17 protein-coding genes are annotated in these 23,279 nt (G+C 63.7%); 11 read left to right on the forward strand and 6 right to left on the reverse strand.

Features of this window, described 5'->3' with window-relative positions; all coding sequences use genetic code 11:
• Positions 1 to 108: 108 nt before the first annotated feature.
• The 9 genes from GGQ67_RS06820 to GGQ67_RS06860 all read left to right on the forward strand — a co-directional run bounded on the left by GGQ67_RS06820 (position 109) and on the right by GGQ67_RS06860 (position 11,783).
• Positions 109 to 537, forward strand: a complete 429-nt coding sequence (locus tag GGQ67_RS06820) for a hypothetical protein (protein ID WP_183899446.1) — start codon at positions 109 to 111, stop codon at positions 535 to 537.
• Positions 538 to 648: 111 nt separating this feature from the next.
• Positions 649 to 1,875, forward strand: coding sequence for a c-type cytochrome biogenesis protein CcmI (ccmI, locus tag GGQ67_RS06825; protein WP_183899879.1), 1,227 nt, complete (start codon positions 649 to 651; stop codon positions 1,873 to 1,875).
• Positions 1,872 to 2,324 (forward strand): cytochrome c maturation protein CcmE, encoded by a 453-nt coding sequence (gene ccmE, locus GGQ67_RS06830; RefSeq protein WP_183899447.1) that lies wholly within the window; start codon positions 1,872 to 1,874, stop codon positions 2,322 to 2,324. Before ccmI ends, ccmE begins: the two co-directional genes overlap by 4 nt.
• Entirely contained in the window at positions 2,321 to 4,309 is a 1,989-nt protein-coding gene (locus tag GGQ67_RS06835) for a heme lyase CcmF/NrfE family subunit (RefSeq protein WP_183899448.1), read from the forward strand. The genes ccmE and GGQ67_RS06835 overlap by 4 nt, the downstream gene beginning before the upstream one ends.
• Positions 4,306 to 4,761 (forward strand): cytochrome c-type biogenesis protein, encoded by a 456-nt coding sequence (locus GGQ67_RS06840; protein ID WP_183899449.1) that lies wholly within the window; start codon positions 4,306 to 4,308, stop codon positions 4,759 to 4,761. Before GGQ67_RS06835 ends, GGQ67_RS06840 begins: the two co-directional genes overlap by 4 nt.
• A gap of 159 nt (positions 4,762 to 4,920) precedes the next feature.
• Positions 4,921 to 6,492, forward strand: coding sequence for a Do family serine endopeptidase (locus GGQ67_RS06845; protein WP_183899450.1), 1,572 nt, complete (start codon positions 4,921 to 4,923; stop codon positions 6,490 to 6,492).
• A gap of 139 nt (positions 6,493 to 6,631) precedes the next feature.
• Complete coding sequence (locus tag GGQ67_RS06850) at positions 6,632 to 7,309, forward strand: response regulator transcription factor (protein ID WP_210279579.1); 678 nt, start codon at positions 6,632 to 6,634, stop codon at positions 7,307 to 7,309.
• Positions 7,306 to 8,703 (forward strand): sensor histidine kinase, encoded by a 1,398-nt coding sequence (locus GGQ67_RS06855; RefSeq protein WP_183899452.1) that lies wholly within the window; start codon positions 7,306 to 7,308, stop codon positions 8,701 to 8,703. Before GGQ67_RS06850 ends, GGQ67_RS06855 begins: the two co-directional genes overlap by 4 nt.
• 125 nt (positions 8,704 to 8,828) lie before the next feature.
• Entirely contained in the window at positions 8,829 to 11,783 is a 2,955-nt protein-coding gene (locus GGQ67_RS06860; protein ID WP_183899453.1) for a bifunctional [glutamine synthetase] adenylyltransferase/[glutamine synthetase]-adenylyl-L-tyrosine phosphorylase, read from the forward strand.
• On the opposite strand, the gene GGQ67_RS06865 is transcribed toward GGQ67_RS06860, so the two are convergent.
• The 3 genes from GGQ67_RS06865 to GGQ67_RS25480 all read right to left on the reverse strand — a co-directional run bounded on the left by GGQ67_RS06865 (position 11,780) and on the right by GGQ67_RS25480 (position 18,202).
• Entirely contained in the window at positions 11,780 to 14,104 is a 2,325-nt protein-coding gene (locus GGQ67_RS06865) for a PAS domain-containing sensor histidine kinase (RefSeq protein ID WP_183899454.1), read from the reverse strand. The genes GGQ67_RS06860 and GGQ67_RS06865 overlap by 4 nt on opposite strands.
• Positions 14,105 to 14,284: 180 nt before the next feature.
• A complete protein-coding gene (gene pepN, locus GGQ67_RS06870) occupies positions 14,285 to 16,933 on the reverse strand; it encodes an aminopeptidase N (RefSeq protein WP_183899455.1) in 2,649 nt (882 codons plus the stop codon).
• Between the two features lie 165 nt (positions 16,934 to 17,098).
• Positions 17,099 to 18,202 carry a methyl-accepting chemotaxis protein gene (locus GGQ67_RS25480; RefSeq protein WP_183899456.1) on the reverse strand — a complete coding sequence of 368 codons (1,104 nt, stop codon included), beginning with the start codon at positions 18,200 to 18,202 and terminating at the stop codon, positions 17,099 to 17,101.
• A 310-nt stretch (positions 18,203 to 18,512) separates the two neighbouring features.
• Between GGQ67_RS25480 and GGQ67_RS06880 the strand changes: the two genes are divergently transcribed.
• Both GGQ67_RS06880 and GGQ67_RS06885 read left to right on the forward strand, forming a co-directional pair.
• On the forward strand, positions 18,513 to 19,445 hold the full coding sequence (locus tag GGQ67_RS06880; protein ID WP_183899457.1) for a DMT family transporter: 933 nt from the start codon (positions 18,513 to 18,515) through the stop codon (positions 19,443 to 19,445).
• A gap of 294 nt (positions 19,446 to 19,739) precedes the next feature.
• Positions 19,740 to 20,534 (forward strand): hypothetical protein, encoded by a 795-nt coding sequence (locus GGQ67_RS06885; RefSeq protein WP_343056488.1) that lies wholly within the window; start codon positions 19,740 to 19,742, stop codon positions 20,532 to 20,534.
• Positions 20,535 to 20,710: 176 nt separating this feature from the next.
• Here GGQ67_RS06885 and GGQ67_RS06890 read toward each other — a convergent pair whose 3' ends face one another.
• The 3 genes from GGQ67_RS06890 to GGQ67_RS06900 all read right to left on the reverse strand — a co-directional run bounded on the left by GGQ67_RS06890 (position 20,711) and on the right by GGQ67_RS06900 (position 23,277).
• Entirely contained in the window at positions 20,711 to 20,860 is a 150-nt protein-coding gene (locus GGQ67_RS06890; RefSeq protein WP_246400141.1) for a hypothetical protein, read from the reverse strand.
• 180 nt (positions 20,861 to 21,040) lie between these two features.
• Complete coding sequence (locus tag GGQ67_RS06895; protein ID WP_183899460.1) at positions 21,041 to 21,925, reverse strand: uracil-DNA glycosylase; 885 nt, start codon at positions 21,923 to 21,925, stop codon at positions 21,041 to 21,043.
• Between the two features lie 59 nt (positions 21,926 to 21,984).
• Positions 21,985 to 23,277, reverse strand: a complete 1,293-nt coding sequence (locus GGQ67_RS06900; RefSeq protein WP_183899461.1) for an Hsp70 family protein — start codon at positions 23,275 to 23,277, stop codon at positions 21,985 to 21,987.
• Positions 23,278 to 23,279 lie beyond the last annotated feature (2 nt).

The raw sequence follows: 23,279 nt of genomic DNA on the forward strand, positions 1-23,279 counted from the left end.
CGGGCGGCTTGATGCCAGAAAGGCACTTGCATAGCATGCTTTACCTTGGCCTGAGGCGGGTGGGCCTGCATCTTTGGCGCGTTTGACACCTTGTTCGGGTTCAGCTGGATGATACTTCGCTCAAAAGGCATAATTGGTCTTTCTCTCGTGGCATGCGTGACGTTGTCCGGTTGCCAGACGACGAAGAGCAGCCCGTCGTTCAGCCTTTTCGGCGGACACAAGACCTCGGCCTCCGCCTCCATCATCGAAGCCCTGCAGGGCGGCATCGTCGGGCGAACCGGCGTGACCTTGAGCAACAGCGACCGACAGCGGGCGCTGGAAGCCGAATATCGCGCGCTCGAAGGGGCGGCCGCCGGTCAGGCGGTCGCGTGGAGCGGTCGCAACGTCAGCGGCAAGGTCGTGGCCTCGGCGCCCTATCAGGTCGGCTCGCAGAATTGCCGCCAGTACAGCCACACGCTCACCATCGACGGCAAGGAGACGCTGGCGCGCGGTTCGGCCTGCCGCAACGGCGATGGCAGCTGGTCGCCATTGGGCTGAACGAACGCCGGACGTCTCGCCTGTCCGGTAAGATGCGGCAAATTGCTTCAAATCATCGTCATCGCGGCTTTGCATATTGGAATGATCACGCGCTTCGAGTAATTGGCGATGATGATCTTCTGGATTCTCCTGGCCGTAATGACGGCATCGGTCGCCGCTATTCTGCTTTTTCCGCTCATGCGGGGCTCGAAGGCGGGGGAGGATAGCCGTGCCGGCGAGAGCGCCGTCTACCGCGACCAGCTTGCCGAGCTCGACCGTGACCGCGCCGTCGGCCTGATTTCAGCCGAGGAGGCCGAATACGCCCGCGCCGAGATCGGCCGCCGGCTGATTGCCGTGTCGAGCGCCGGAGTTGCCGCTGCTCCCAGGCAGACACGCGGATATCGACGCGCCGCCGAGCTCTTCGTCATCGTGCTGCTGCCGCTGACGGGGCTCTGTCTTTACATCATGATGGGCAGGCCCGATCTGCCCTCGCAGCCCCTCCAGGCGCGCCTGGAGAATCCGGGCAACGACATGGCGATTCTCGTCGCCAAGGCCGAGCGGCATCTCGCCCAGAACCCCGATGACGGCAAGGGCTGGGATATCCTGGCGCCGATCTACTTCAACACCATGCGCATCGCCGATGCCGAGACAGCCTACCGCAACGCCATCCGGCTGCTCGGCGAAACGCCGGTCCGGCTTGACGGGCTTGCCGAAACGCTGATGGCCGCATCGAGCGGCGTGGTGACCAACGATGCCCGCGACGCGCTGACGCGATCGCTGGCGCTGGAACCGGAAAACCCGCGCGCCCGCTTCTACATCGCGCTCGGCCTGGAGCAGGCGGGCAAGGCCGACGAGGCCCGCGCCGGCTTCGAGGCGATCGCCAGCCAATCTCCGGCCGATGCGCCATGGATGCCGCTGGTCAACGAGCATATCGCCAAGAACGGTGGCGCGAAGAACGGTGGAGCCCAGAAGGGTGGCGCCGAGACGGCAGCGGGCGAAAACGGCGGCACGCCGGCCGCCGGCAGCGCTTCCGCCGCGCCGGCCCCGCTCGGCGGACCGACGCAGGCCGATGTCGCTGCAGCCGATCAGATGAACAGCGGCGACCGCCAGCAGATGATCCGCGGCATGGTCGACAGTCTCGACGCGAAGCTGACCGAGAATCCCGACAATCTGGATGGATGGCTGCGGCTGGTTCGCTCCTATATGGTATTGAACGACAAGGACCGCGCGGCGGCGGCGCTGCAGCGCGGGCTTGCCGCTTTCCCCGCCGACGGCGAGAAGGGCAAGCAGCTGGTCGCGCTCGCCCGCGAGCTCGGTCTGCCGGCGGACGCCACGGCGACACAAGGAACGGTGCAATGACGCGCAAGCAGAAACGCCTTGCGGTGATCGGCGGCGGCATGAGCTTCATCGTCGCGGCCGTGCTGCTGGTCATGTTCGCCTTCAGCAATTCCGTCGCCTATTTCTACATGCCAGCGGATCTGGCGAGCAACCCGGTGCCGCCTGGAACCCGTATCCGCCTCGGCGGCCTGGTCGGCGAGGGCAGCGTCATCAGAGGGGCGGGTTCCACGGTGCGTTTCGCGGTGACCGATGCCTCGGGCGATCTGGTCCCCGTGCGGTTCACCGGCATTCTTCCCGATCTCTTTCGCGAGGGGCAGGGCGTGGTGACCGAGGGCACCTTCGAAAGCGGCAGCGACGTCTTCACCGCCGATACCGTGCTTGCCAAGCATGACGAGAAATACATGCCCAAGGACGTCGCCGACAGGCTGAAGCAGCAGGGGCTCTGGAAAGAGGACGAGGCGCGGAAATGATCATCGAAATCGGCCAATACGCTCTCATCCTGGCGCTCGCCACCGCGATCGTCGTTTCGGTCGTCCCGCTGGTCGGCGCCAGGCGCATGGACCAGGCGATGATGGATGTCGGGCCGATCGGTTCGCTGGTCACCTTCCTGCTTGTCGCCTTCTCCTTCGCCACGCTCACCTACGCGCATGTCTCGTCGGACTTCTCGGTCAAGAACGTCTGGGAAAATTCGCATTCGCTGATGCCGCTGATCTACAAATACTCCGGCGTCTGGGGCAATCATGAAGGGTCGATGCTCCTCTGGCTGCTGATCCTTGCCCTGTTCAGCGCGCTCGTCGCCCTCTTCGGACGCAATCTGCCCGAGACGCTGAGGGCCAATGTGCTCTCGGTGCAGGCCTGGATCTGCGTGGCCTTCGCGCTCTTCATCCTGCTGACCTCCAATCCCTTCGAGCGCCTCGACCCGGCGCCTGCCGAGGGCAAGGACCTGAACCCGATCCTGCAGGATATCGGTCTCGCCATCCATCCGCCGCTGCTCTATCTCGGCTATGTCGGCTTCTCCGTCTGCTTCTCGTTTGCCGTCGCGGCCCTGATCGAGGGCCGCATCGACGCTGCCTGGGCGCGCTGGGTCCGCCCCTGGACGCTGGCCGCCTGGACCTTCCTGACGCTCGGCATCGCCATGGGCTCCTACTGGGCCTATTACGAGCTCGGCTGGGGCGGCTGGTGGTTCTGGGATCCGGTCGAGAACGCTTCCTTCATGCCCTGGCTCGTGGGTACGGCGCTGCTGCACTCCGCGCTCGTCATGGAGAAACGCGAGGCGCTGAAGATCTGGACCGTGCTGCTTGCGATCCTGACCTTCTCGCTGTCGCTGATGGGAACCTTCCTCGTGCGCTCTGGCGTGCTGACGTCGGTTCACGCCTTCGCCAGCGCCCCCTCGCGCGGGCTCTTCATTCTCTGCATCCTGCTGCTGTTCATCGGCGGCTCGCTGTCACTCTTCGCCTTCAGGGCGCCGAGGCTGACCGCCGGCGGCCTCTTCGCGCCGATTTCCCGAGAAGGCGCGCTTGTCGTCAACAACCTGATCCTGACGGTCGCCTGCGGCACCGTACTGACGGGGACGCTCTATCCGCTGGTGCTGGAAACGCTGACCGGCGACAAGATCTCGGTCGGCCCGCCCTTCTTCAACATGACCTTCGGCCTCCTGATGGCGCCATTGCTCGTCATCGTGCCCTTCGGGCCGCTTCTCGCCTGGAAGCGCGGGGATATGCTTGGCGCCCTGCAGCGGCTCTACATGGTGGCGATCGTCGCCTTCGTCGTCGCGCTCGTCTTCTTCTATATCCAGCACGGCGGGCCGATCCTGTCGGTCCTCGGCCTGGCCGCCGGCCTGTTCATGGTCTTCGGCGCCATCGCCGACCTCTGGTATCGTGCCGGCATCGGCAAGCAGCGGCTGGATATCGCGTGGCGACGCCTCAAGGGACTGCCGCGCTCGGCCTTCGGCACGGCGCTCGCGCATGGCGGGCTTGGCGTTACCGTGCTCGGCATCGTGGCGGTGACGACGTTCCAGACGGAGGGTGTCATTCAGATGAAGCCGGGCCAGGTGACGGACGCCGGCGGATACCGGCTGCGCTTCGACGGCATGAAGAAGGCCAACGGCCCGAACTTCACCGAAGAGCGGGGCCATTTCACCGTGTCCAGGGGTGTGGACGAGGTGGGTGATTTCTGGTCTTCCAAGCGTATCTACACAGCCGGCCAGATGCCGACGACGGAAGCCGGCATCCTCACCTTCGGCGCGAGCCAGCTCTACGTTTCGCTGGGCGATGCCGCCGACGACGGCAGCATGGTCGTGCGCATATGGTGGAAGCCCTTCATCCTGTTCATCTGGGGCGGCACGATCTTGATGGCGATCGGTGGCTTTGTCTCGCTCAGCGACCGGCGTCTGCGCGTCGGCGCCCCGCGCCGCAAGGCAAGGCCCGTGCAGCCCGCCATGGAGCCGGCCGAATGATACGTCGCCTGCTTCTGGCTATCATGCTGCTGGGCTTGTCGGTTCCCGCCTTCGCGGTCAATCCGGACGAGATGCTGGCCGATCCCGCGCTCGAGAGCCGAGCGCGCGCCATATCGGCCGAACTGCGCTGCATGGTGTGCCAGAACCAGTCGATCGACGATTCCAACGCGGAACTGGCGAAAGATCTCCGGCTGCTGGTCAGGAAGCGATTGACCGATGGCGACAGCGACCAACAGGTAATGAACTACATCGTGTCGCGTTACGGAGAGTTCGTTCTGCTCAAGCCGCGCTTCGGGACGAAGACGGTTCTGCTGTGGGGCGCGCCGATCCTTCTGGCGTTGCTGGGCGCTCTGTCGCTCGTCGTTTTCGCCCGGCGCTATGCGGGACAGCCGACGGGATCGCCGCTGACGACGGACGAGCGGGCCCGTTTGGACGAGTTGTTGAAGAAGTAGCGCCGTCCGTTTGTCCGCCATTCGCGCGAAAGGGACGGACATTACGAATTTTTCATGCCTCGGACAGTTCGCAGTAAGGTGTGCCGTTCTATATCTTCATCCATTGACCGATCCGGTAACCGCCGGTCCCGTGGATCTGAATATAAAAAGGTGCGTCTCATGCTGAAGACTATCAAAGCTCCGTCACTGTCGACCGTGCTCAAGGCCTCGACCGTCGCGGGCCTCGCCGCCGCCGTTCTGGCGACCGGCATTCCTCTCCAACTCACGCCGTCCTACGCCGAGGCGGTCAAGGTCGAGGCGCCGTCCGTTCCGAGCTTTGCCAATGTCGTCGACGCCGTTTCTCCGGCCGTCGTGTCGGTTCGCGTCGAAAGCCGCATCAAGCCGGTCTCCGAGGAAGAAGGCAATGGCTTCTCCTTCGATTTCGGCGGCCGCAACTTCGATGACGTGCCCGATGCGCTGAAGCCGTTCTTCCGCCAGTTCGGCGAGGAGCAGGGTCGTCGTGGACCTCCCGGCGCTCGTCCTCCAGGCGGCCCGGGCCAGCATGACGAAAAGGGTCGCCTGCGTCCCGTCGCCCAGGGCTCCGGCTTCTTCATCTCGGAAGACGGCTATATCGTCACCAATAATCACGTCGTCGCAGATGGCGCGGCCTTCGTCGCCGTCATGAAGGACGGCACCGAACTCGAGGCCAAGCTGATCGGCAAGGACCCGCGTACCGATCTCGCGGTCCTGAAGGTCGACGGCAAGGGCAAGAAGTTCACCTACGTCAACTGGGCCGACGACAACAACGTCCGCGTCGGCGACTGGGTCGTGGCCGTCGGCAACCCGTTCGGCCTCGGCGGTACGGTGACGGCGGGTATCGTTTCGGCCCGCGGCCGCGATATCGGCTCCGGTCCTTATGACGACTATCTCCAGGTCGATGCCGCGGTGAACCGTGGCAACTCCGGCGGCCCGACCTTCAACCTCAGCGGCGAGGTGGTCGGCATCAATACCGCCATCTTCTCGCCGTCGGGCGGCAGCGTCGGCATCGCCTTCGCCATCCCCGCCTCGACCGCCAAGGACGTCGTCGCCGACCTGATGAAGAACGGCCAGGTCTCGCGCGGTTATCTCGGCGTGCAGATCCAGCCGGTCAACAAGGATATCGCCGATTCGCTCGGCCTGTCCGAGGCAAGCGGCGCGCTGGTCGTTTCGGCGCAGGCCGGAACGCCGGGTGAAAAGGCCGGCCTCAAGGCTGGCGATGTCGTCACCGCTGTGAATGGCGAGACCGTCAAGGACGCCCGTGACCTCAGCCGCCGCATCGGCGCGATGACGCCGGGCAAGAAGGTCGAGCTCTCCGTATGGCGCTCCGGCAAGGTGCAGCCGGTGACGGTTGAACTCGGTACCCTGCCGGCCGAACAGCAGCAGGCCTCGACAGACGACGGCGATCAGGCGCCGGAAGCACAGACCCCGGCATCCGAGAAGGCGCTCGCCGATCTCGGTCTGTCGGTCGGCCCCGCCGACGACGGCAAGGGCCTGCAGATCACCGGCATCGACCCGAACTCCGACGCCGCCGACAAGGGCATCAAGGAAGGCGAGAAGATCACCTCGGTCAACAACCAGGAAGTCTCTTCGGCCGACGATGTGGTCAAGGTGCTGAACCAGGCGAAGAAGGAAGGCCGCACCCGCGCGCTGTTCCAGATCCAGTCCAAGGAAGGCAGCCGCTTCGTGGCCCTTCCGGTGGAAAACCAGGGCTAAGCGTTCAGACTGAAATGAGGGGCCGCGCCAGCGCGCGGCTCCTCCTGTCAAACCACCGCGGGTGACGACAATGACCTTCCAGCAAGACGATCACGCTTTGAGCCTTGCCGAAACACAGCCGGCGGGTAATGTCGGCCGCATGAAGATTCTCATCATCGAAGACGATCTGGAAGCGGCGGCCTATCTCACGAAAGCCTTTCGTGAGGCGGGTATCGTCGCCGACCACGCAAGCGACGGCGAAAGCGGCCTCTTCATGGGGACCGAAAACACCTACGACGTGCTTGTCATCGACCGCATGCTGCCGCGCCGCGATGGCCTTTCCGTCATCGCCGAGCTGCGCCGCAAGGGCATCCACACCCCCGTTCTCATTCTCTCCGCTCTCGGCCAGGTCGACGACCGCGTGACCGGCCTGCGCGCCGGCGGCGACGACTATCTCCCCAAGCCCTATGCCTTCAGCGAGCTTCTGGCGCGCGTCGAGGTGCTCGGCCGTCGCAAGGGAACGCCCGATCAGGACGTCGTCTACCGCGTCGGCGATCTCGAGCTCGATCGGCTCGCCCATGAAGTGCGCCGTGGCGGCAAGGAAATCCCGCTGCAGCCGCGCGAATTCCGCCTGCTCGAATATCTGATGAAGAACGCCGGCCAGGTGGTCACACGCACCATGCTGCTCGAAAACGTCTGGGATTATCACTTCGACCCGCAGACCAACGTCATCGACGTGCATGTGTCGCGGCTGCGCTCGAAGATCGAGAAGGATTTCAGCATGCCGCTGCTGAAAACCATTCGCGGCGCCGGCTACATGATCAAGGATGACGGATGAACCGCTTCCTGGTTCTCTTCAAGTCCACGGCGGTCCGCCTTTCGGCTCTCTACATCCTGCTCTTCGCCATCTGCGCCGCGACGCTCGTCTTCTACGTGACGGCGATGTCCGAGCGGCTGATGACCAACCAGATTCGAGAGGCCGTGCAGCAGGAGGTCGATCAGGTTCAGCGCGCCTATGACAATGGCGGCATGAACCTGCTCCTGCGAACCATGGAGCGCCGAGCCCGTCAGCCGGGCGCCAACCTCTACATCATCGCCGGTCCCTCGGGTGATATCCTCGCCGGCAACGTCGCCTCCGTGCAGCCGGGCGTGCTCGACGAGCAGGGCTGGACCAGCGTGCCGTTTCGCTACCAGCGATACGCGGAGGCCGGCCAGAGCAAGCCGCACATGGCTGTCGCCAACATCAACGTGCTCGACAATGGCCTGCGCATCCTGATCGGCCGCGACCTCGGCGAGCCGGAGGCGTTCCGCGTGCTCGTCAGGCAGGCGCTGATGGTCGCGCTGGCGATCATGGGCCTCGGCGCGGTCATCATCTGGTTCGGCATCGGCCGCAACGCGCTGAAACGCATCGATCGCATGTCGGCGGCGAGCAAGAAGATCATGGCCGGCGATCTCTCGCAGCGCCTGCCGGTCGGCGGCTCCGGCGACGAATTCGATCGTCTCTCCGTGTCGCTGAATGCGATGCTCGGCCGTATCGAGAAGTTGAACGAGGGATTGCGCCAGGTCTCCGACAACATCGCCCACGACCTGAAGACGCCGCTGACGCGACTGCGCAACAAGGCCGCCGACGCGATCGATACACCCGACGCCGATACCCGCCGCGTGGCGCTGGAAGGGATCATTTCGGAATCCGACCAGCTGATCCGCACCTTCAACGCGCTGCTGATGATCTCGCGCGTCGAGGCCGGCTCCGTCGCCGCCGAGATGACGACGATCGATCTCTCGGCCATCGTCGCCGACAGCGCCGAACTCTACGAGCCGGTGGCCGACGAGGCGGGCCTTGCCATGACCACTGATATCGAACCCGGCATCGAGGTGCAGGGCAACCGCGAACTGATCGGCCAGGCGATTTTCAACCTGATCGACAACGCCGTGAAATATTCCGCGGGCGCGGACGGCGAAGTCTCGCTGCGGCTGACGCGCCGTCCCGATGCCATCTGCCTGCAGGTCGCCGATCATGGCCCCGGCATCCCGGCCGACAAGCGCGAGGACGTGCTGAAGCGCTTCGTGCGGCTTGACGAGAGCCGCTCCAAGCCCGGCACCGGCCTGGGCCTGTCGCTTGTCGAAGCGGTGATGGAACTGCATGGCGGCAAGCTGGAACTGTCCGACACCGAGCCGGACGCGGCGGCCAATAGAGGCCTCGCCGTCACGCTCGTCTTTCCCGTGAAGTAGGCGTTGCGGGCGACGCGCCGATTTGCCTGTTGGCCATTTGCGTCGCAGACCCTAACTTAGCCTCAGGTGGCGCAGGCAGCTTTGATTCTGCTTCGACTTTCGCCACCTGATGCCAGGGAGGGCGCATGCTGACGAATTCGACGCACAGCCTGAGCGAGGGGATCGACGGCCTGTTGAAGCCGTTGAGCAAGACCGAATTGAAGCTCGTGCTTGACGATCTGCACAAGATCGGCGCCGACGAACCCGCCGTGGCCGACATGCTGAAGACCGACGGCGCGCTCCGCGATTTCATCCCGGCGGCGCTGACGCTCTCGCCCTATCTGCGCGACATCCCCAACATCGATCCCGGCATTCTCGCGATTGCGATAAGCGAGCCGCTGGAGCCGCGCCTGGAGGCGCTGATCCTCGAGGCGCGTGACGCCTGGATGCCGCGCGACGGCGCGTCTCCGAACGAAAGCGAGGTCATGGGCCGCCTGCGTACGGTCAAGCGCCGGGTGGCGTTTCTGCTGGCGCTCGCCGATCTCGCCCGCGTCTTCGATGGCCGCATGACGACCGCGTGGCTGAGCAGGCTTGCCGAGGCTACGGTCTCTGCCGCGATCGATCACCTGCTGCTCTCCTCGCACGAGGCCCGAAAGCTGCAGCTGAAAAACGTCGCGCGCCCGAGCGAGGGATCGGGCCTTGTCGTGCTCGGCATGGGCAAGCTCGGCGCCTGCGAGCTCAACTATTCGTCCGACATCGATCTCGTGGTTTTCTTCGACGAGCATGCCGGTATTCTGTCCGATCCCGACGATGCGATCGATATCTTCCCGCGGCTGATGCGGCGGCTCGTCCGCATCATGCAGGAGCGGACGGGCGACGGATACGTCTTCAGGACCGATCTAAGGCTGCGCCCGGACCCCGGCGCGACGCCGCTTGCGGTGTCGATCGATGCCGCCATGGTCTATTACGAGGGCAGGGGGCAGAACTGGGAGCGCGCCGCCTTCATCAAGGCCCGCCCGGTTGCGGGCGATATCGCCGCCGGCGACCGCTTCCTGCGTGATCTCACCCCCTTCGTCTTCCGCAAGTATCTCGACTACGCGGCGATCTCGGACATCCACTCGATCAAGCGGCAGATCCATGCGCACAAGGGGCATGGGGCGATCACCGTCAAGGGGCACAACGTCAAGCTCGGTCGCGGCGGTATCCGCGAGATCGAGTTCTTCGCCCAGACGCAGCAGCTGATCGCCGGCGGACGCATGCCGGCGCTGCGCTCGCGCGCCACCGAGGAAACGCTTCACGAGCTCACCAAGGCCAAGTGGATCGACGAGGAGACCTGCGAGGAGCTGACGGAAGCCTACTGGTTCCTGCGCGACGTCGAGCATCGCATCCAGATGGTCCGCGACGAGCAGACCCACCTGCTGCCCGAGACCGAGGGTGAATTGAAGCGCATCGCCTATATGATGGGTTTCAGCGACACGCCGAGTTTCTCCGAGCGCCTTGTCGAGGTCTTCAAGACCGTCGAGCGCCGTTATGCCCGGCTGTTCGAGCAGGAGACCAGGCTGTCGACGGAGACGGGCAACCTCGTCTTTACCGGCCAGAACGATGATCCCGACACGCTGGTCACCCTGCGCAAGCTCGGCTTCGAGCGGCCCTCCGACATCTCCCGCGTCATCCGCACCTGGCATTACGGGCGCTACAAGGCGACGCAGTCCGTCGAGGCCCGCGAACGGCTGACGGAACTGACGCCGGAACTGTTGCGCGTCTTCGGCGAAAGCAAGCGCGCCGACGAGGCGATCCTGCGGTTCGACAGCTTCATCTCGGGGTTGCCCGCGGGCATCCAGCTCTTCTCGCTGCTCGGCAGCAATCCGGCGCTGCTGTCGCTGATCGTCTACATCATGTCGGCGGCGCCGAAGCTCGCCGAAGTCATCGCTGCGAGGCCGCACGTCTTCGACGGCATGCTCGATCCCGGCCTGATGGCCGAGCTGCCGACGCGGGACTATCTGGCGGGACGGCTCAAGGGCTCGCTGCAGCAGGCGCGCTATTACGAGGAGGTGCTGGACCGGCTGCGCATCTTCGCCGCCGAGCAGCGCTTCCTGATCGGCATTCGCTTGCTGACGGGTTCGATCAATGGTGCGATGGCCGGCCGCGCCTTCACGCACCTGGCGGATCTGATCGTCGAGGCGGCGCTGAATGCGGTGCTCTCGGAGATCGAGGCGGCGCACGGCAAATTCCCCGGCGGCCGCGTCGCCGTCGCCGGAATGGGCAAGCTCGGGAGCTTCGAGCTAACGGCGGGCTCCGACATCGATCTCATCCTGCTCTACGACTACGACGACGCAGCCGAGGAATCCGACGGCGCCAAGCCGCTGGACGCGGTTCGCTACTTCACCCGCATCACCCAGCGGCTGATCGCCGCCCTATCGGCGCCGACGGCCGAGGGCGTGCTCTACGAGGTCGACATGCGCCTGCGCCCCTCGGGCAACAAGGGGCCGGTCGCCACCCGCGTCGGCTCGTTTGCGAAATACCAGCGCGAGGAAGCCTGGACCTGGGAACACATGGCTTTGAGCCGCGCGCGGCTGATCTGCGGCGATGCCAGCCTGATCGATGACGTCGAGCGCGTGATCGTGGAAGTGCTGTCGATGCGGCGGGACGTGAAGAAGGTGGCGAAGGACGTGGCCGAGATGCGCGCGCTGATCGAACAGGAAAAGCCGGCGGCCAACATGTGGGACCTCAAGCTCGTCCCCGGCGGTGTCGTGGATATCGAGTTCATCGCGCAATATCTGGCGCTGATCGCGCCGGCGAAGGATGTCGCGGTCAAGGTCAATGGGGTCAGCACCGGCGAAGCGCTGAGGGAGCTCGCCGCGCCGCTGATGGCGGCGGCCGATCTGGATAGCTGCATCAAGGCCTTCGCGCTCTACACCGAGCTCTCGCAGCTCATCCGCCTCTGCATCGATGGCCCATTCGACCCCAAGGACGCTCCGGCGGGTCTCATCGATCTCGTCTGCCGGGCCGGGGATTGCCCCGACATCAAGACGCTCGAGGGAGAGATGAAGCAGCTGTCAAGGACGGTGCGGAAGGTCTTCCAGTCGGTCGTCAAAAATTAAGCGGCGCTGTCGGGGATCAGTAGCGAAATCACAGTGCCGATCGCCTCGCGCGAGCGGATCTTCATGCGCCCGCCGTGCAGAGTCGTCAGCGAGCGGGAGATGGCGAGGCCAAGTCCGGAGCCGCCCTTGCTCTTGGCGTACTGGTTCTGGACCTGTTCGAAGGGCTGGCCGATCTTGCTGAGCGCGGTCGTCGGGATGCCGATGCCGGTATCGGCGATCGTCAGCATCACGCCGCCCGAGGTGCGCCGCGTGCGCACCGCGATCCGGCCGCCCTCGTCGGTGAACTTCACGGCGTTGGACAGCAGGTTGAGCAGGATCTGCTTCACCGCCCGGCGATCGGCCGTCAGCGTCATGCCATCGCAGATGCGCTGCTGGATCTCGATCCGTTTTTCGCGTGCCGGGATCGCGGTGAAGCGAAGGCTTTCCTCGATCAGTGGCGCGAGGTCGATCGTCTCGCACTGAAGCTTCATGTGGCCCGCTTCGATCTTCGACATGTCAAGAATGTCGTTGATGACATTGAGCAGGTGCCGGCCGCTGTGGTGGATGTCGCGGGCATACTCGTCGTACTTGGCCGAGCCGAGCGGACCGAACATCTCGTCCTGCAGGATCTCGGAGAAGCCGAGGATGGCGTTGAGCGGCGTTCGCAGTTCGTGAGACATGTTGGCGAGGAACTCGGATTTCGCCTTGTTGGCGGCCTCCGCCCGTTCCTTCTCCGCGAGGTAGTTGGCGTTTGCCAAAGACAGCGCGGACTTCTGGCTTTCCAGTGACTGGCGGGAGGACGAGAGGTCGCCGATCGTCGCCATCAGGCGGCGCTCGGAATCGCGCAGGCGCTCCTGGTTACGCTTCAGAAGCGTGATGTCGGTGCCGACGGAAACCATGCCGCCGTCCCGGGTGCGCCGCTCGTTGATCTGCAGCCAGCGCTCGTCGGCGAGCTGCACTTCGCTGGTGCGCGAGTAGCCGCTGCCATGGGCGTCGGCGATCCGGCGTTCGATGACGGGGCGGGCGGCGGCGGCGTTGACAGTGGCGCGCTCCGTGCCGGGCACCAGCACGTTGTCGGGAAGGCCATAGGCCTGCTGGAAGTGGGTGTTGCACATGACCAGCCGGTCGTTCTTGTCCCACAGCACGAAGGCTTCGGAGGTGCTTTCGATCGCGTCCGCCAGCCGCTGGTCGGCTTCCGCGTAACGCTGCGCGAGACGGTGCTGTTCGGTCACGTCCATGGCGATGCCGATCATGTGGACATTGCCGGCATTGGTGCGGATGACCTGCGCGCGAGCGCGCATCCAGACGTAATGGCCGGCGGCATGGCGCATGCGGAAGATCTGGTCGATCTGCTCCGCGTCGCCCCGGGCGACCGAACGGGCGATTTCATAGATACCGCTGTCGTCGGGGTGCATCAGCCGGGCCGCGTCGCCGAAGCACATGTTGCCGTCGCCACCCGGAAGGCCGAGCATCTGGTACATCGAGCGCGACCAGAAGAATTCGCGACGGTCGAAATCGAAATCCCACAGGCCGCAGCGGCCGCGCGACAGCGCGGTTTCGACGCGCAGGTTGGATTCGACGAAGATCTCGTCGGCATGGCGGGCGCGGCGAACCTGCATGTAATAGGCGTAAAGAATGACCAGCAGAATCGAGGAGATGCCGGCGAACAGGGTGACGTTGAGCGTCAGCTCCTCGCGCCACAGCTGGCTGACGCGATCGAGCGAGGTCGCCGCGACCACATAGCCGCCGCTGTCGCCGATGAGTGTGATCTGCGCGTAATGCGGCTGGCCGGCGATGGTCGTCTCGATGACGCCAGCCCGGTCGCCGAAGCGGCGGATCGCGGACACCTCGGAGAAGAAGTCGCCGATCCCGGCGCCGACATAGGCAGCGCCGGCGGCGGAAGCCGCGAAGACCTTGCCGCTCGACTGCACAAGAAGAACGAAGGCGTCGTCGCCGAGGCGGTCCTGCGGCAGGAAGCGGGCAAGGCGAGCCTGGCCCTCGGACGCGTCGCCGCTGTCGAAGATGGCGGCCGAATCCGCGAAGGCGGCGGCGGCCGTTGCGGCGGCGAGCGTCGTGGAGTGGCGGGCCGCGGCCTGCATGCGGTCGTGCTCGGAGAGCATGCCGAAGAAATACGAGGCCGCGACGACAGCCAGGAATGCGACGATCAGGATGGGGATGGCGCGTTTCAACACGGACTCGGCATGCGTGTAGCTTCGGGAAGAGGAGGAGGGGCGCGAGGTGGCGGCAGCCTTGCCGGTGAAGCTCTCACGCCAGGCGCGGAAGCTTTCGAAATCGACACGCAGCCGTCCCTCGGCCGCGGTTGCCCGCCGCACGTTCATCATTTTTCAGCCTTGATCCCTCGTGATTCGCTGCGCCGCTCGCCCGAACCTGACTCAATGAATCACTGGTGATTCGCCTTGTCCAGAGGAAAAGGTAAAAATCTGTTAACCGATTCTAAGTGCTGATTTTTCCAAGGTTCATCGGAGGCGGCTTAGACCGGCTCGGCCGCCTCGCGTTGCAAATCACCCCTTGAGGGTGCGCTCGACGATGTCGCGAACATCGGTCGACAGTGCGGGCGCTTTGGCGATCGCGGTCAGTGCCTTGCGTGCATGTTCGGCGCGCGCGGGCTCGAGCGAGCGCCAGGAGCGCATGGAGGTGAGGATGCGCGCCGCCAACTGCGGGTTGCGTGTGTCGATATCGAGGATCTCGCGGGCGAGGAAGCGGTAGCCCTCACCATCCGCGCGTCCGAAGCCGGTGGGGTTGCCGAAGGCGAATGTGCCGACCAGCGCGCGCACCCGGTTGGGATTGCTGCGCTTGAACTGCGGATTGTCCATCAGCTTCAACACCCGCTCGAGCGCCTTCGTACCCGGAATGGTCGCCTGCACCGAGAACCACTTGTCGATGACGAGCGCGTTTCCGGCGAAGCGGTCATGGAACGTGGAGAGCGCCGCGGCCGCCTCGCTGCTGTCGGGGAAGCGGTGCGCGAGGATCGTCAGCGCCTGCATCAGGTCGGTCATGTTGTTGGCGGCATCGAAGGCCGCCTTTGCCCGATCAGGCACGTTCTCGGCGTAGGACAGATAGGTGAGCGCGCTGTTGCGGAGCGCACGGCGGCCAGCGCTCCTGGCGTCCGGGCTGAAATCGCCGGGCGTGGTCATGCTGTCGTAGAGTGACGCGAAGACGCTCTTGCCTGCGTCGGCGACCTGCTGAAGCACGGCGGAGCGGCCGGCGTGGATGGCGTCGGGATCGTTGTTGCCGCCAAGTTCGCGGGCGATGTCGGATTCGCTCGGAAGCGCCAGCGCCTGGGCGCGGAAGGCCGGCTCCAGCGTTTCGTCCGCCGCTGCCGCGAGCAGCGCCTCGACGAAGTCCTTGGAGGCGACGACGGGCTTGCCGTCGCGGGCATCGCGGGCGGCCGCAAGCAGCGTCGGCAATGCGAGGTCCGTCAGCGCCTGCCAGCGCGCGAAGTGATCGGTCTCGTGGCGGGCGAGAAGCGCCAGATCCGCGGGCGACTGATCGAAATGCAGGTTGATCGGGGCCGAGAAGCTGCGGTTGATAGAGACGATCGGCCGCGAGCCGATGCCCTTGAAAGTGGCTTTCTGGCTGCGCTCCGTCAGATGCAGCACGTTGTCGCCATACTCGGCGCCATCGACCGAGGACGGTTCAAGCGGCGTGCCGTCTTCGGCGAAGAGCGCGATGCTGAGCGGAATGTGCATCGGCTTCTTGTCGGTCTGGCCGGGCGTCGCCGGAACCATCTGCTCGAGCGCGAGCGTGAAGCTCTTGGCGGCGGCGTCATAGGCGCCTGCGGCGGTGACGAGCGGTGTGCCGGCCTGATGATACCAGAGCGAGAACTGCGTCAGGTCGCGTCCGCTCACATCCTCGAAGGACTTGACGAAATCCTCGATCGTCACGGCCTGGCCGTCATGCCGGTCGAAATAGAGATCCATGCCCTTCTTGAACAGATCCTTGCCGAGCAGCGTCGCGATCATGCGCGTGACTTCGCTGCCCTTCTCGTAGACCGTGGTCGTGTAGAAGTTGTTGATTTCGCGATAGGTGGTCGGGCGCACCGGATGCGCCAGCGGGCCGCCATCCTCGGGGAACTGCTCGGATTTCAGGTGGCGCACCTCGGCGATGCGCTTGACCGGACGCGAGCGCATGTCGGCCGAGAATTCGTGGTCGCGATAAACAGTCAGGCCTTCCTTGAGGCAGAGCTGGAACCAGTCGCGGCAGGTGATGCGGTTGCCGGTCCAGTTGTGGAAGTATTCGTGGGCGATGATCGCTTCGATGTTGGCGTAGTCCTGGTCGGTCGCGGTCTCCGGATCGGCCAGCACGTACTTGTCGTTGAAGACGTTGAGACCCTTGTTCTCCATGGCGCCCATGTTGAAGTCGGACACGGCGACGATCATGAAGATGTCGAGATCGTATTCGCGGCCGAACCGTTCCTCGTCCCACTTCATCGAGCGCTTCAGCGCATCCATGGCGTAAGCCGCGCGCGCTTCCTTGCCGTGCTCGACGTAGATCTTCAGCGTGACCTCGCGTTCCGACATGGTGACGAACGTGTCTTCGACGACACCGAGATCGCCGGCCACCAGCGCGAAGAGGTAGCTTGGCTTCGGATGCGGATCGAACCAGGCGGCGAAGGCCCGGCCCTCGTCATAGCCGGCGCCGCCGAGGAAGTTGCCGTTGGACAGCATGACCGGGTTGGCGGCCTTGTCGCCGATGATGGTGATCGTGTAGGGCGCGAGCACATCGGGACGATCGGGGAAATAGGTGATGCGGCGGAAGCCCTCGGCCTCGCACTGGGTGCAGTAGACGCCGTTGGTGCGATAAAGGCCCATCAGCTTGGTGTTGGCCTCCGGATTGATGATCGTGGTGATCGTCAGTTCGAACGGCTTGGATTTCGGCAGGTTGCGGATCGTCAGGCTGTCGGGCGTCGCCGTATATTGGCTGGCCTTCATTTCGGTCTGGTCGAAGAGCAGGCCGGACAAAGCGAGTTCGTCACCGTCCAGAACGAGCGGCGCCTTGGGATCGGCGCCCTTGCGGCGGTGGAAGATCAGGCGGGCATCTACCTTGGTCGCGGTCGGGTCAAGTTCAAACGTCAGATCCACGCGCTCGAGTACGAAATCGGTGGGACGGTAATCTGCCAGATTGATGACCTGGCCGGTATCTGTGCGCATGATATTCCCTGAGACCTTTAGACAATGCTTCGCAAACAGAGTGGGCGCTCTGCCTTAAAATTTAATTGGTATAATTACACTAAAGTCTGAACTAAAGCTAAAGCCGAAGGTCGCGCATGCGTGTTTGGTTGCCGCGAGAACAGGGATATTGTAGCTCCGACCTCGCTATCTCAGATTGAGGATCGATTTGATCGCGGTCTCATCTTCGGTCTGTTGTACAACCACCCCATACCAGCCCAATCCGTCGTAATCCTCGTAGCCGAGCGTCTTCGCATAGGCGACGATGGAGCCGTTGTTGTCGTAATAGCTGCCGCGCTCCTGCCCATGCTGAATTTGCAGGGCAAACCGGCTGAACATCAGGGATGGATTGCTGCAGGCGATGATCCTTTTGGCGCCGTCGAGGATCATCACCGTCGTACGGTCGGCGACCTGAGGCGGCAGATTGGCTTCCTTGTCGACGATGGCCTGTCCCTGGTTTTCCCAGTCGAAGTAGACGCCGAGCGTTCCGATGAGCTTTCCATCGAGCTTTCCGCCTTCGCGCACGCCCGTCGCATAGACCAGCGTCGTACGTCCGCCATGCAGTTGGCTGTTGCAGACTTCGTCGACCACGTAATCGCTGCCGGATTGGCAAAGGATCGCCGTCTTGTACCAGGCTTCGCCAGCCAGCGAGATATTGACGAGTCGCCGTTGGAAATCGGGATTTGCCGACGCGATGATCCGGCCCTTGAGGTCGGTCAGCACGAGATCGAGATAGACGGTATAGAAGCGGTTGATGACGCCGAGACGCTCGGCCGCGAAGCTGGCGCTTTCCGCGCCGGGTTCCTGCAAGGTTTGCCAGAGCGCCGCGTCCGTCGCCCACCAGCGCACATCCGCGGTCCGCTCGAAAAGATTGCGAACGATCAGCTGAACGAGCGTCTGCGCAAGGTCGGTCAGCCGCACGCCTTCGAGCTCGTTGACCAGCCCATCCGCCATTCGGCGCGAAAGGCCGATGCGGCCGAGAACGTTGCTCTCGAACGTGCCGGCGATCTCGCTGGCGATCTGGGCGAGACGCTGCACCTCGTTGGCGACGACCGCGAAGCCCTTGCCGGTCTCGCCGGCGCGCGCCGCTTCGATGAGCGCGTTGATCGCCAGTAGCCTGATCTGCTTGACGACATGTGTATTGTCGGCGCTGAAGCGTTCGAGATCGGAGCCGATCCCCTCTGTCACGACCCGCATGGAGCGCGGCGTTGCCGCCGGCTGCTGGCGTTCGGGTGTCGTAGACGGCATCATGAGCATGCCTCCTGAAACAGGTTTAAGTTGTGGATCTATGAAAAGCTATGTGTGCAATAGGAGAATCAATGCGAGTTTATGGTTCTCAAACTGTTAATGGCGCGGATCGACGCCGATTATTATTGGGCGGTTTCGCCAAATTCCCCGACTTCCGAGGGGCAAACGACACATTTCCGGCCGACGCCGCACGCACACCGCGCTTTTCCGACGTTTTATCCTGTTCTTTCGAACGAACCGCTGGCACATTGGGCAGGCATCGAATCCGATGCGATCCCCCGACGTTCAAATGGTGAATTCGCGAGTTTCTGACATGCGGCCGGTATTCGAAAATCCGATGCGAGGCATCGCATGCAAGATCACCTCCGTCGTCTTGTTTCTGGGGATGCAGACCTTCATCAAGCTTGCCGGCGCCGGCATCCAGCCCGGCCAGGTCACCTTCTACAGGTCGTTTTTCGCATTGTTCCCGATCGTGGCTTTCCTTGCCTATCGCGGGCAGCTGAAGACGTCGTTCTACACCACCAATCCGGTCGGTCATCTCAAGCGCGGCACGCTTGGCATCATCTCGATGGGGCTCGGCTTTTACGGACTGTTGCATCTGCCGTTGCCGGAAGCCATCGCGCTTGGCTATGCCATGCCGCTGATCGCGGTGGTCTTCGCCGCGCTGCTTCTCGGCGAGACGGTGCGCATCTATCGCTGGAGCGCGGTCTTCGTCGGCCTGATCGGCGTGGCGATCGTGTCCTGGCCGAAACTCACGCTGTTTCGCGATGGCGGTGTCGAGACGGAGCAGGCGATCGGCGCGGTCACGGTGCTGCTCGCCTCCGTTCTCGGCGGCCTTGCCATGATCCAGGTGAGAAAGCTGGTCGAGGAAGAAAAGACCTCGACCATCGTGCTCTATTTCTCGATCACCGCCTCGGTCTTCTCGCTGTTCACGGTGCCTTTCGGCTGGGACATGCTCGATCTCGCTCCACAACTTTACCTGATCGCCGCCGGCTTCTGCGGTGGCGTTGCACAGATCTTTCTGACGGAAAGCTACCGCCATGCGGATGTCTCGACCGTCGCGCCGTTCGAATACTCGTCCATCGTTCTGGGCAGTGTGCTCGCCTACTTCGTGTTCGACGACATCCCGACAACCAGCATGCTGATCGGAACCGCCGTCATCGTCGCCGCCGGCATTTTCATCATCTACCGCGAGCATCAGCTGGAACTCGAGCGGTCGGCTGCGCGAAAGGCCAGTTCTCCGTAACGACATGGTCACGAAATTGTGTGGCTAAGTGTCGCAAAACTCATGCATTTTTGATCCCGAGCAAACGTTCCCACGGAATTTGAGGGTGGCGCGCGAGCGCCCGCCATGCTTTGTAAACATGAGCAATTTTCATTTATTTATACACTCTTATGTTGAAAATAAGTGGCGGCTTCATGTTGCTGAGCTTGTGCATGGGCAAGTCGAGCGCCGTCCGGGAGATAAATGCCGTTTAGTGCCAGAGACCTGATAGCCGATCCCAGGTTCATTTTGGGTATTCGATTTCACGCAGGCCGCATGCGCGATATGTTCGATGCTGGGCCAAGGCTTGCGCGCCTGCTTGCGTCGCACCAGCGCTGGCTGCTGACCCAAGTCGCCTATGCGCTGAGCATGGAGCGCGTTGACGGCGATGCATCGTCGGGGCTGACGGCCACGGCGCTGACATCCGAGATTACCGCCTTCAAGGCGGCGAGCCGCAACACGATCCGCAGCTACATCGATGAAGTCGCGACCTACAAGTTCATCACCTGCGTTCCCGGCGAAGAGCGCAAGCGACCGCGCCGCTACGAGGTGGCCGAGACCGCGCAACAGGCGATGGTCGGCTGGGTCTGGTCCAACCTGCTGGCGCTCGACGTTCTCGATGACGGCGACAGGGCGGAGCGGTTCCGCGCGAATCCCGGGTGGATACGGATGATGCAGCCGCGCATCGCGCGCGATTGCCTGCGCGATCCGGCCTGGCGCGAGCCGCCAAAGCGGGTTGGGCTCTTCATGTGGAACGACGCCGGCGGGCTTATCGTCGACTATCTCATGTCGAGGATCGATCCGGAGGATAAGCATCCCGACCGCCTCTTCGTCGGCCCGATCGACAGCAGGGCACTGGCGGCCGACTTCATGATATCGCGCACCCATTTGCAGCGCCTCTTCGCCAAGGCGACGCAGGACGGCTTCATGGGATGGGACGTCGACAAAAAGAAGCCGCCGCTCTGGATCTCGCGCGCGTTCGTCGAGGAATATTGCCAGTGGCAGGCGATCAAGTTCGCCTATGTCGACCAGGCGTTTCACGCCGCAAGCGAGATGTCGGGAAAGCAGTAGATCTTGGCGTGTTGCCCGAAGGCGCCGCGTCAGGATTCGCTATCGTAGGCTTGCGCCGCGCATACGGCCGCGCGGATATGCTCGATGGCGTCGATCTTGCAAAGAAGTGAGATAAGGCGGGTCGTCATGAGAATAGCCGGAAAACGGCAGGGACGGCGGGTGGCCGAACCCTGCGATCAATACTGCTGAAAATCCGCGAAGATGGCGGCCGGGCGCACGATGCGACCGCTTGCGCCAGTGCCCCGAGCAATCATCTGCTCGTTGGCGGCGAAGCCGGTGCGGCAGTAGCTCTGCGTGGTGCGGCCGTGGCTGTTTGCGGTTCTCAAGGTTTCAAATCTGCAGTGTGTAGGACGACGAGTGTTGCTCATGGCCTTGGTTCCTTATGATTCCTCCCAAGACACACTGATAATATTGCAGCGCACAATGGGTTTCACAAGGCATAGGAATACGCGGCAGGAATGCGCTATGCGCATGGCTATTGTCGCAAATCTGTCAATGTTGGTTATTTAGGAGGCAGAATTGATTTCCGTCAATTTTTCCTGAAATGCCAATAAATCGTTCCAGGCCAAGCGCTTATTGACCGGAGCGGTCAAGAGATCCTGCGGATGCAGCGTGGCGATGGCGGGGACGACGCGGTCGCCTGCGGCAATTTCTCGCCACTGGCCGCGCAAGCCGTGAATGGTGTCGCCTTCGCCGAAAAACACCCGCGCCGCGAAATTGCCGAGCAGGAGAATCACTTTCGGCTCGGCAAGCGCGATCTGCCGCTCGATGAAGGGACGGCAGATGTCCATCTCCGCCGGCGAGGCGACGCGATTGCCCGGCGGGCGCCATGGAATGACCTGGGTCAGGAGGATGCCGGCGCGGTCGAGCCCGATCGCGGCAAGCATCTTGTCCAGCAACTGGCCGGGGCGCCCTGCGAAAGGTTGCCCCTCGCGATCGTCCTCCGCGCCGGGCGCCGAGCCGATCAGCATGATACCGCTCGCAGCATCTCCGCTGGCAAAGATCGTCGAGCGCGCGCTGTGCTTGAGATTGCAGCCATTGAAGGCCTCGAGCGCGGTCTTCAGTTCCAACAGCGAACGCGCGCTTTCGGCGGCGAAGCGTGCCTGCTGGATCGCTTCGCTGTCAGGGATCGCTGGCTGCGGACGCTGTGCCGAGCGCTCGGGTTGGGCCGCGCCGCGCTGCGTGGAGGCGGTCGCCGCACGCGAAGCCGTTTCACGCGCTTCCGGAGCCTGTGGGGCAGGGGCGGCGCTGCGTCGCGCCGCCTTCATCGCCTCGAATTCGGCGAAGCGATCGACGGCCTCGTCCTCCAGCAGCCACTCGACGCCGGCATCCGCATGGAAATGCAGAAGTGCTGCGAGTTCGCCCGGAGAGAGGTCGTTGACGGAGATCATGGGCGCGACATTACCGAAGCCAGGGCCTCAATGAAAGTGCGCAGCCGCCACATCCCGGCCTATTGCACTGTCCATTGCGCGATATCGTCGCGTTCGCCGATCAGCGCCAGGCCGTGCGCGATCGAGAGCATCTCGCCGCCGGTCTCGATGCGATCGGTGTCGAAGCGCTCGGTGAAGATGCGACGCACCGCCGGAACGAAGGATGTGCCGCCGGTGAGGAACACCTTGTCGATCGTGCCCGCTTCGGTGTTGGTCTTTTCGAGCACATCATCGAGCGCGCCTTCGATGCGCGCGAGATCGTCTGAAATCCAGCTTTCGAAATCGGCGCGTGCCACCATGCGCTTTCCGGCGCGTCCGAGCGGCGAGAAGTTGAATTCGGCTTCATCGGCCGCCGACAGCGCCATCTTCGTGGCCGACACGGCCTGATACAGCGGGTAGCCTTCGTCGTGGTCGACGAGATCGATGAAGAGTTCCAGCTTCTCGGGTTCGAGTGCGGTCCTGACGAGCTTCTTAAGATCCTCATATTCGCGCGAGGTCTTGAAGATCGACAGCTGGTTCCAGCGGCTGAAGCTGGAGTAGTAGTTGGTCGGCACTTCAAGGATCTTGTCGAAGCTCTTGAAATGACTCCCCTTGCCGATTTCGGGCGCGACGACGTTGTCGATGATGCGTGCGTCGAAGTGATCGCCAGCAATGCCGACGCCGGAATGGCCGATCGGCGTAGCTTTCAGCTGGCCGCCGACGGTCTCGAAGCGGATCAGCGAATAGTCTGTCGTGCCGCCGCCGAAGTCGGCGACCAGCACGGTCGCGTCGCTTTTCAGGTTTTGCGCGAAGTAGAAGGCGGCCGCGACCGGCTCATAGACATAGTGCACCTCCGGAAAGCCGAAGCGCGACAGCGCCTCGTTGTAGCGCTGCGTCGCCAGCACAGGATCGGGGCTCGCGCCGGCGAAATGCACCGGCCGGCCGGCGACGATGCGCGCCACGTCCGACGGCCAGTTGCTGCCGGCGTAATTGCTGAGGCGGCGGATGAACACCTCCATCAGGTCCTCGAAGCTGTGGCGCTTGGCGTAAATCAGCGTGCCCTGGAAGAGGGCGCTGGCGGCGAATGTCTTGATCGACTGCAGAAAGCGACAGTCACCGGGATTGTCGATGAACTGGCGGATCGCCGCATGGCCCGCCTCGACCTTCAGCGCCGAAGCGCCGAGCTTGCCGTCCTTCATGAAGGACAGCGCCGTACGCATGCTGTCGCTTTCGCCCGCCGAGCTGGTGAAGCCCATCGAATGGGTGGTCTTGCCGTCCGCGGTCGCAAGTACGGTGTTGGTCGTGCCAAAGTCCAGACCTAGCGCTTGAGCCATGC

Origin of the sequence: Rhizobium metallidurans (assembly GCF_014196505.1) — a bacterium.
Lineage (GTDB): Bacteria > Pseudomonadota > Alphaproteobacteria > Rhizobiales > Rhizobiaceae > Rhizobium > Rhizobium metallidurans.

Excerpts from the sequence above, each read along its gene's own strand:
- GGQ67_RS06820 (WP_183899446.1), top strand. The coding sequence starts at position 109 with ATGATACTTCGCTCAAAAGGCATAATTGGTCTTTCTCTCGTGGCATGC.
- ccmI (WP_183899879.1), top strand. The coding sequence starts at position 649 with ATGATCTTCTGGATTCTCCTGGCCGTAATGACGGCATCGGTCGCCGCT.
- ccmE (WP_183899447.1), top strand. The coding sequence starts at position 1,872 with ATGACGCGCAAGCAGAAACGCCTTGCGGTGATCGGCGGCGGCATGAGC.
- GGQ67_RS06835 (WP_183899448.1), top strand. The coding sequence starts at position 2,321 with ATGATCATCGAAATCGGCCAATACGCTCTCATCCTGGCGCTCGCCACC.
- GGQ67_RS06840 (WP_183899449.1), top strand. The coding sequence starts at position 4,306 with ATGATACGTCGCCTGCTTCTGGCTATCATGCTGCTGGGCTTGTCGGTT.
- GGQ67_RS06845 (WP_183899450.1), top strand. The coding sequence starts at position 4,921 with ATGCTGAAGACTATCAAAGCTCCGTCACTGTCGACCGTGCTCAAGGCC.
- GGQ67_RS06850 (WP_210279579.1), top strand. The coding sequence starts at position 6,632 with ATGAAGATTCTCATCATCGAAGACGATCTGGAAGCGGCGGCCTATCTC.
- GGQ67_RS06855 (WP_183899452.1), top strand. The coding sequence starts at position 7,306 with ATGAACCGCTTCCTGGTTCTCTTCAAGTCCACGGCGGTCCGCCTTTCG.
- GGQ67_RS06860 (WP_183899453.1), top strand. The coding sequence starts at position 8,829 with ATGCTGACGAATTCGACGCACAGCCTGAGCGAGGGGATCGACGGCCTG.
- GGQ67_RS06865 (WP_183899454.1), bottom strand. The coding sequence starts at position 14,104 with ATGATGAACGTGCGGCGGGCAACCGCGGCCGAGGGACGGCTGCGTGTC.
- pepN (WP_183899455.1), bottom strand. The coding sequence starts at position 16,933 with ATGCGCACAGATACCGGCCAGGTCATCAATCTGGCAGATTACCGTCCC.
- GGQ67_RS25480 (WP_183899456.1), bottom strand. The coding sequence starts at position 18,202 with ATGATGCCGTCTACGACACCCGAACGCCAGCAGCCGGCGGCAACGCCG.
- GGQ67_RS06880 (WP_183899457.1), top strand. The coding sequence starts at position 18,513 with ATGCGGCCGGTATTCGAAAATCCGATGCGAGGCATCGCATGCAAGATC.
- GGQ67_RS06885 (WP_343056488.1), top strand. The coding sequence starts at position 19,740 with ATGCGCGATATGTTCGATGCTGGGCCAAGGCTTGCGCGCCTGCTTGCG.
- GGQ67_RS06895 (WP_183899460.1), bottom strand. The coding sequence starts at position 21,925 with ATGATCTCCGTCAACGACCTCTCTCCGGGCGAACTCGCAGCACTTCTG.
- GGQ67_RS06900 (WP_183899461.1), bottom strand. The coding sequence starts at position 23,277 with ATGGCTCAAGCGCTAGGTCTGGACTTTGGCACGACCAACACCGTACTT.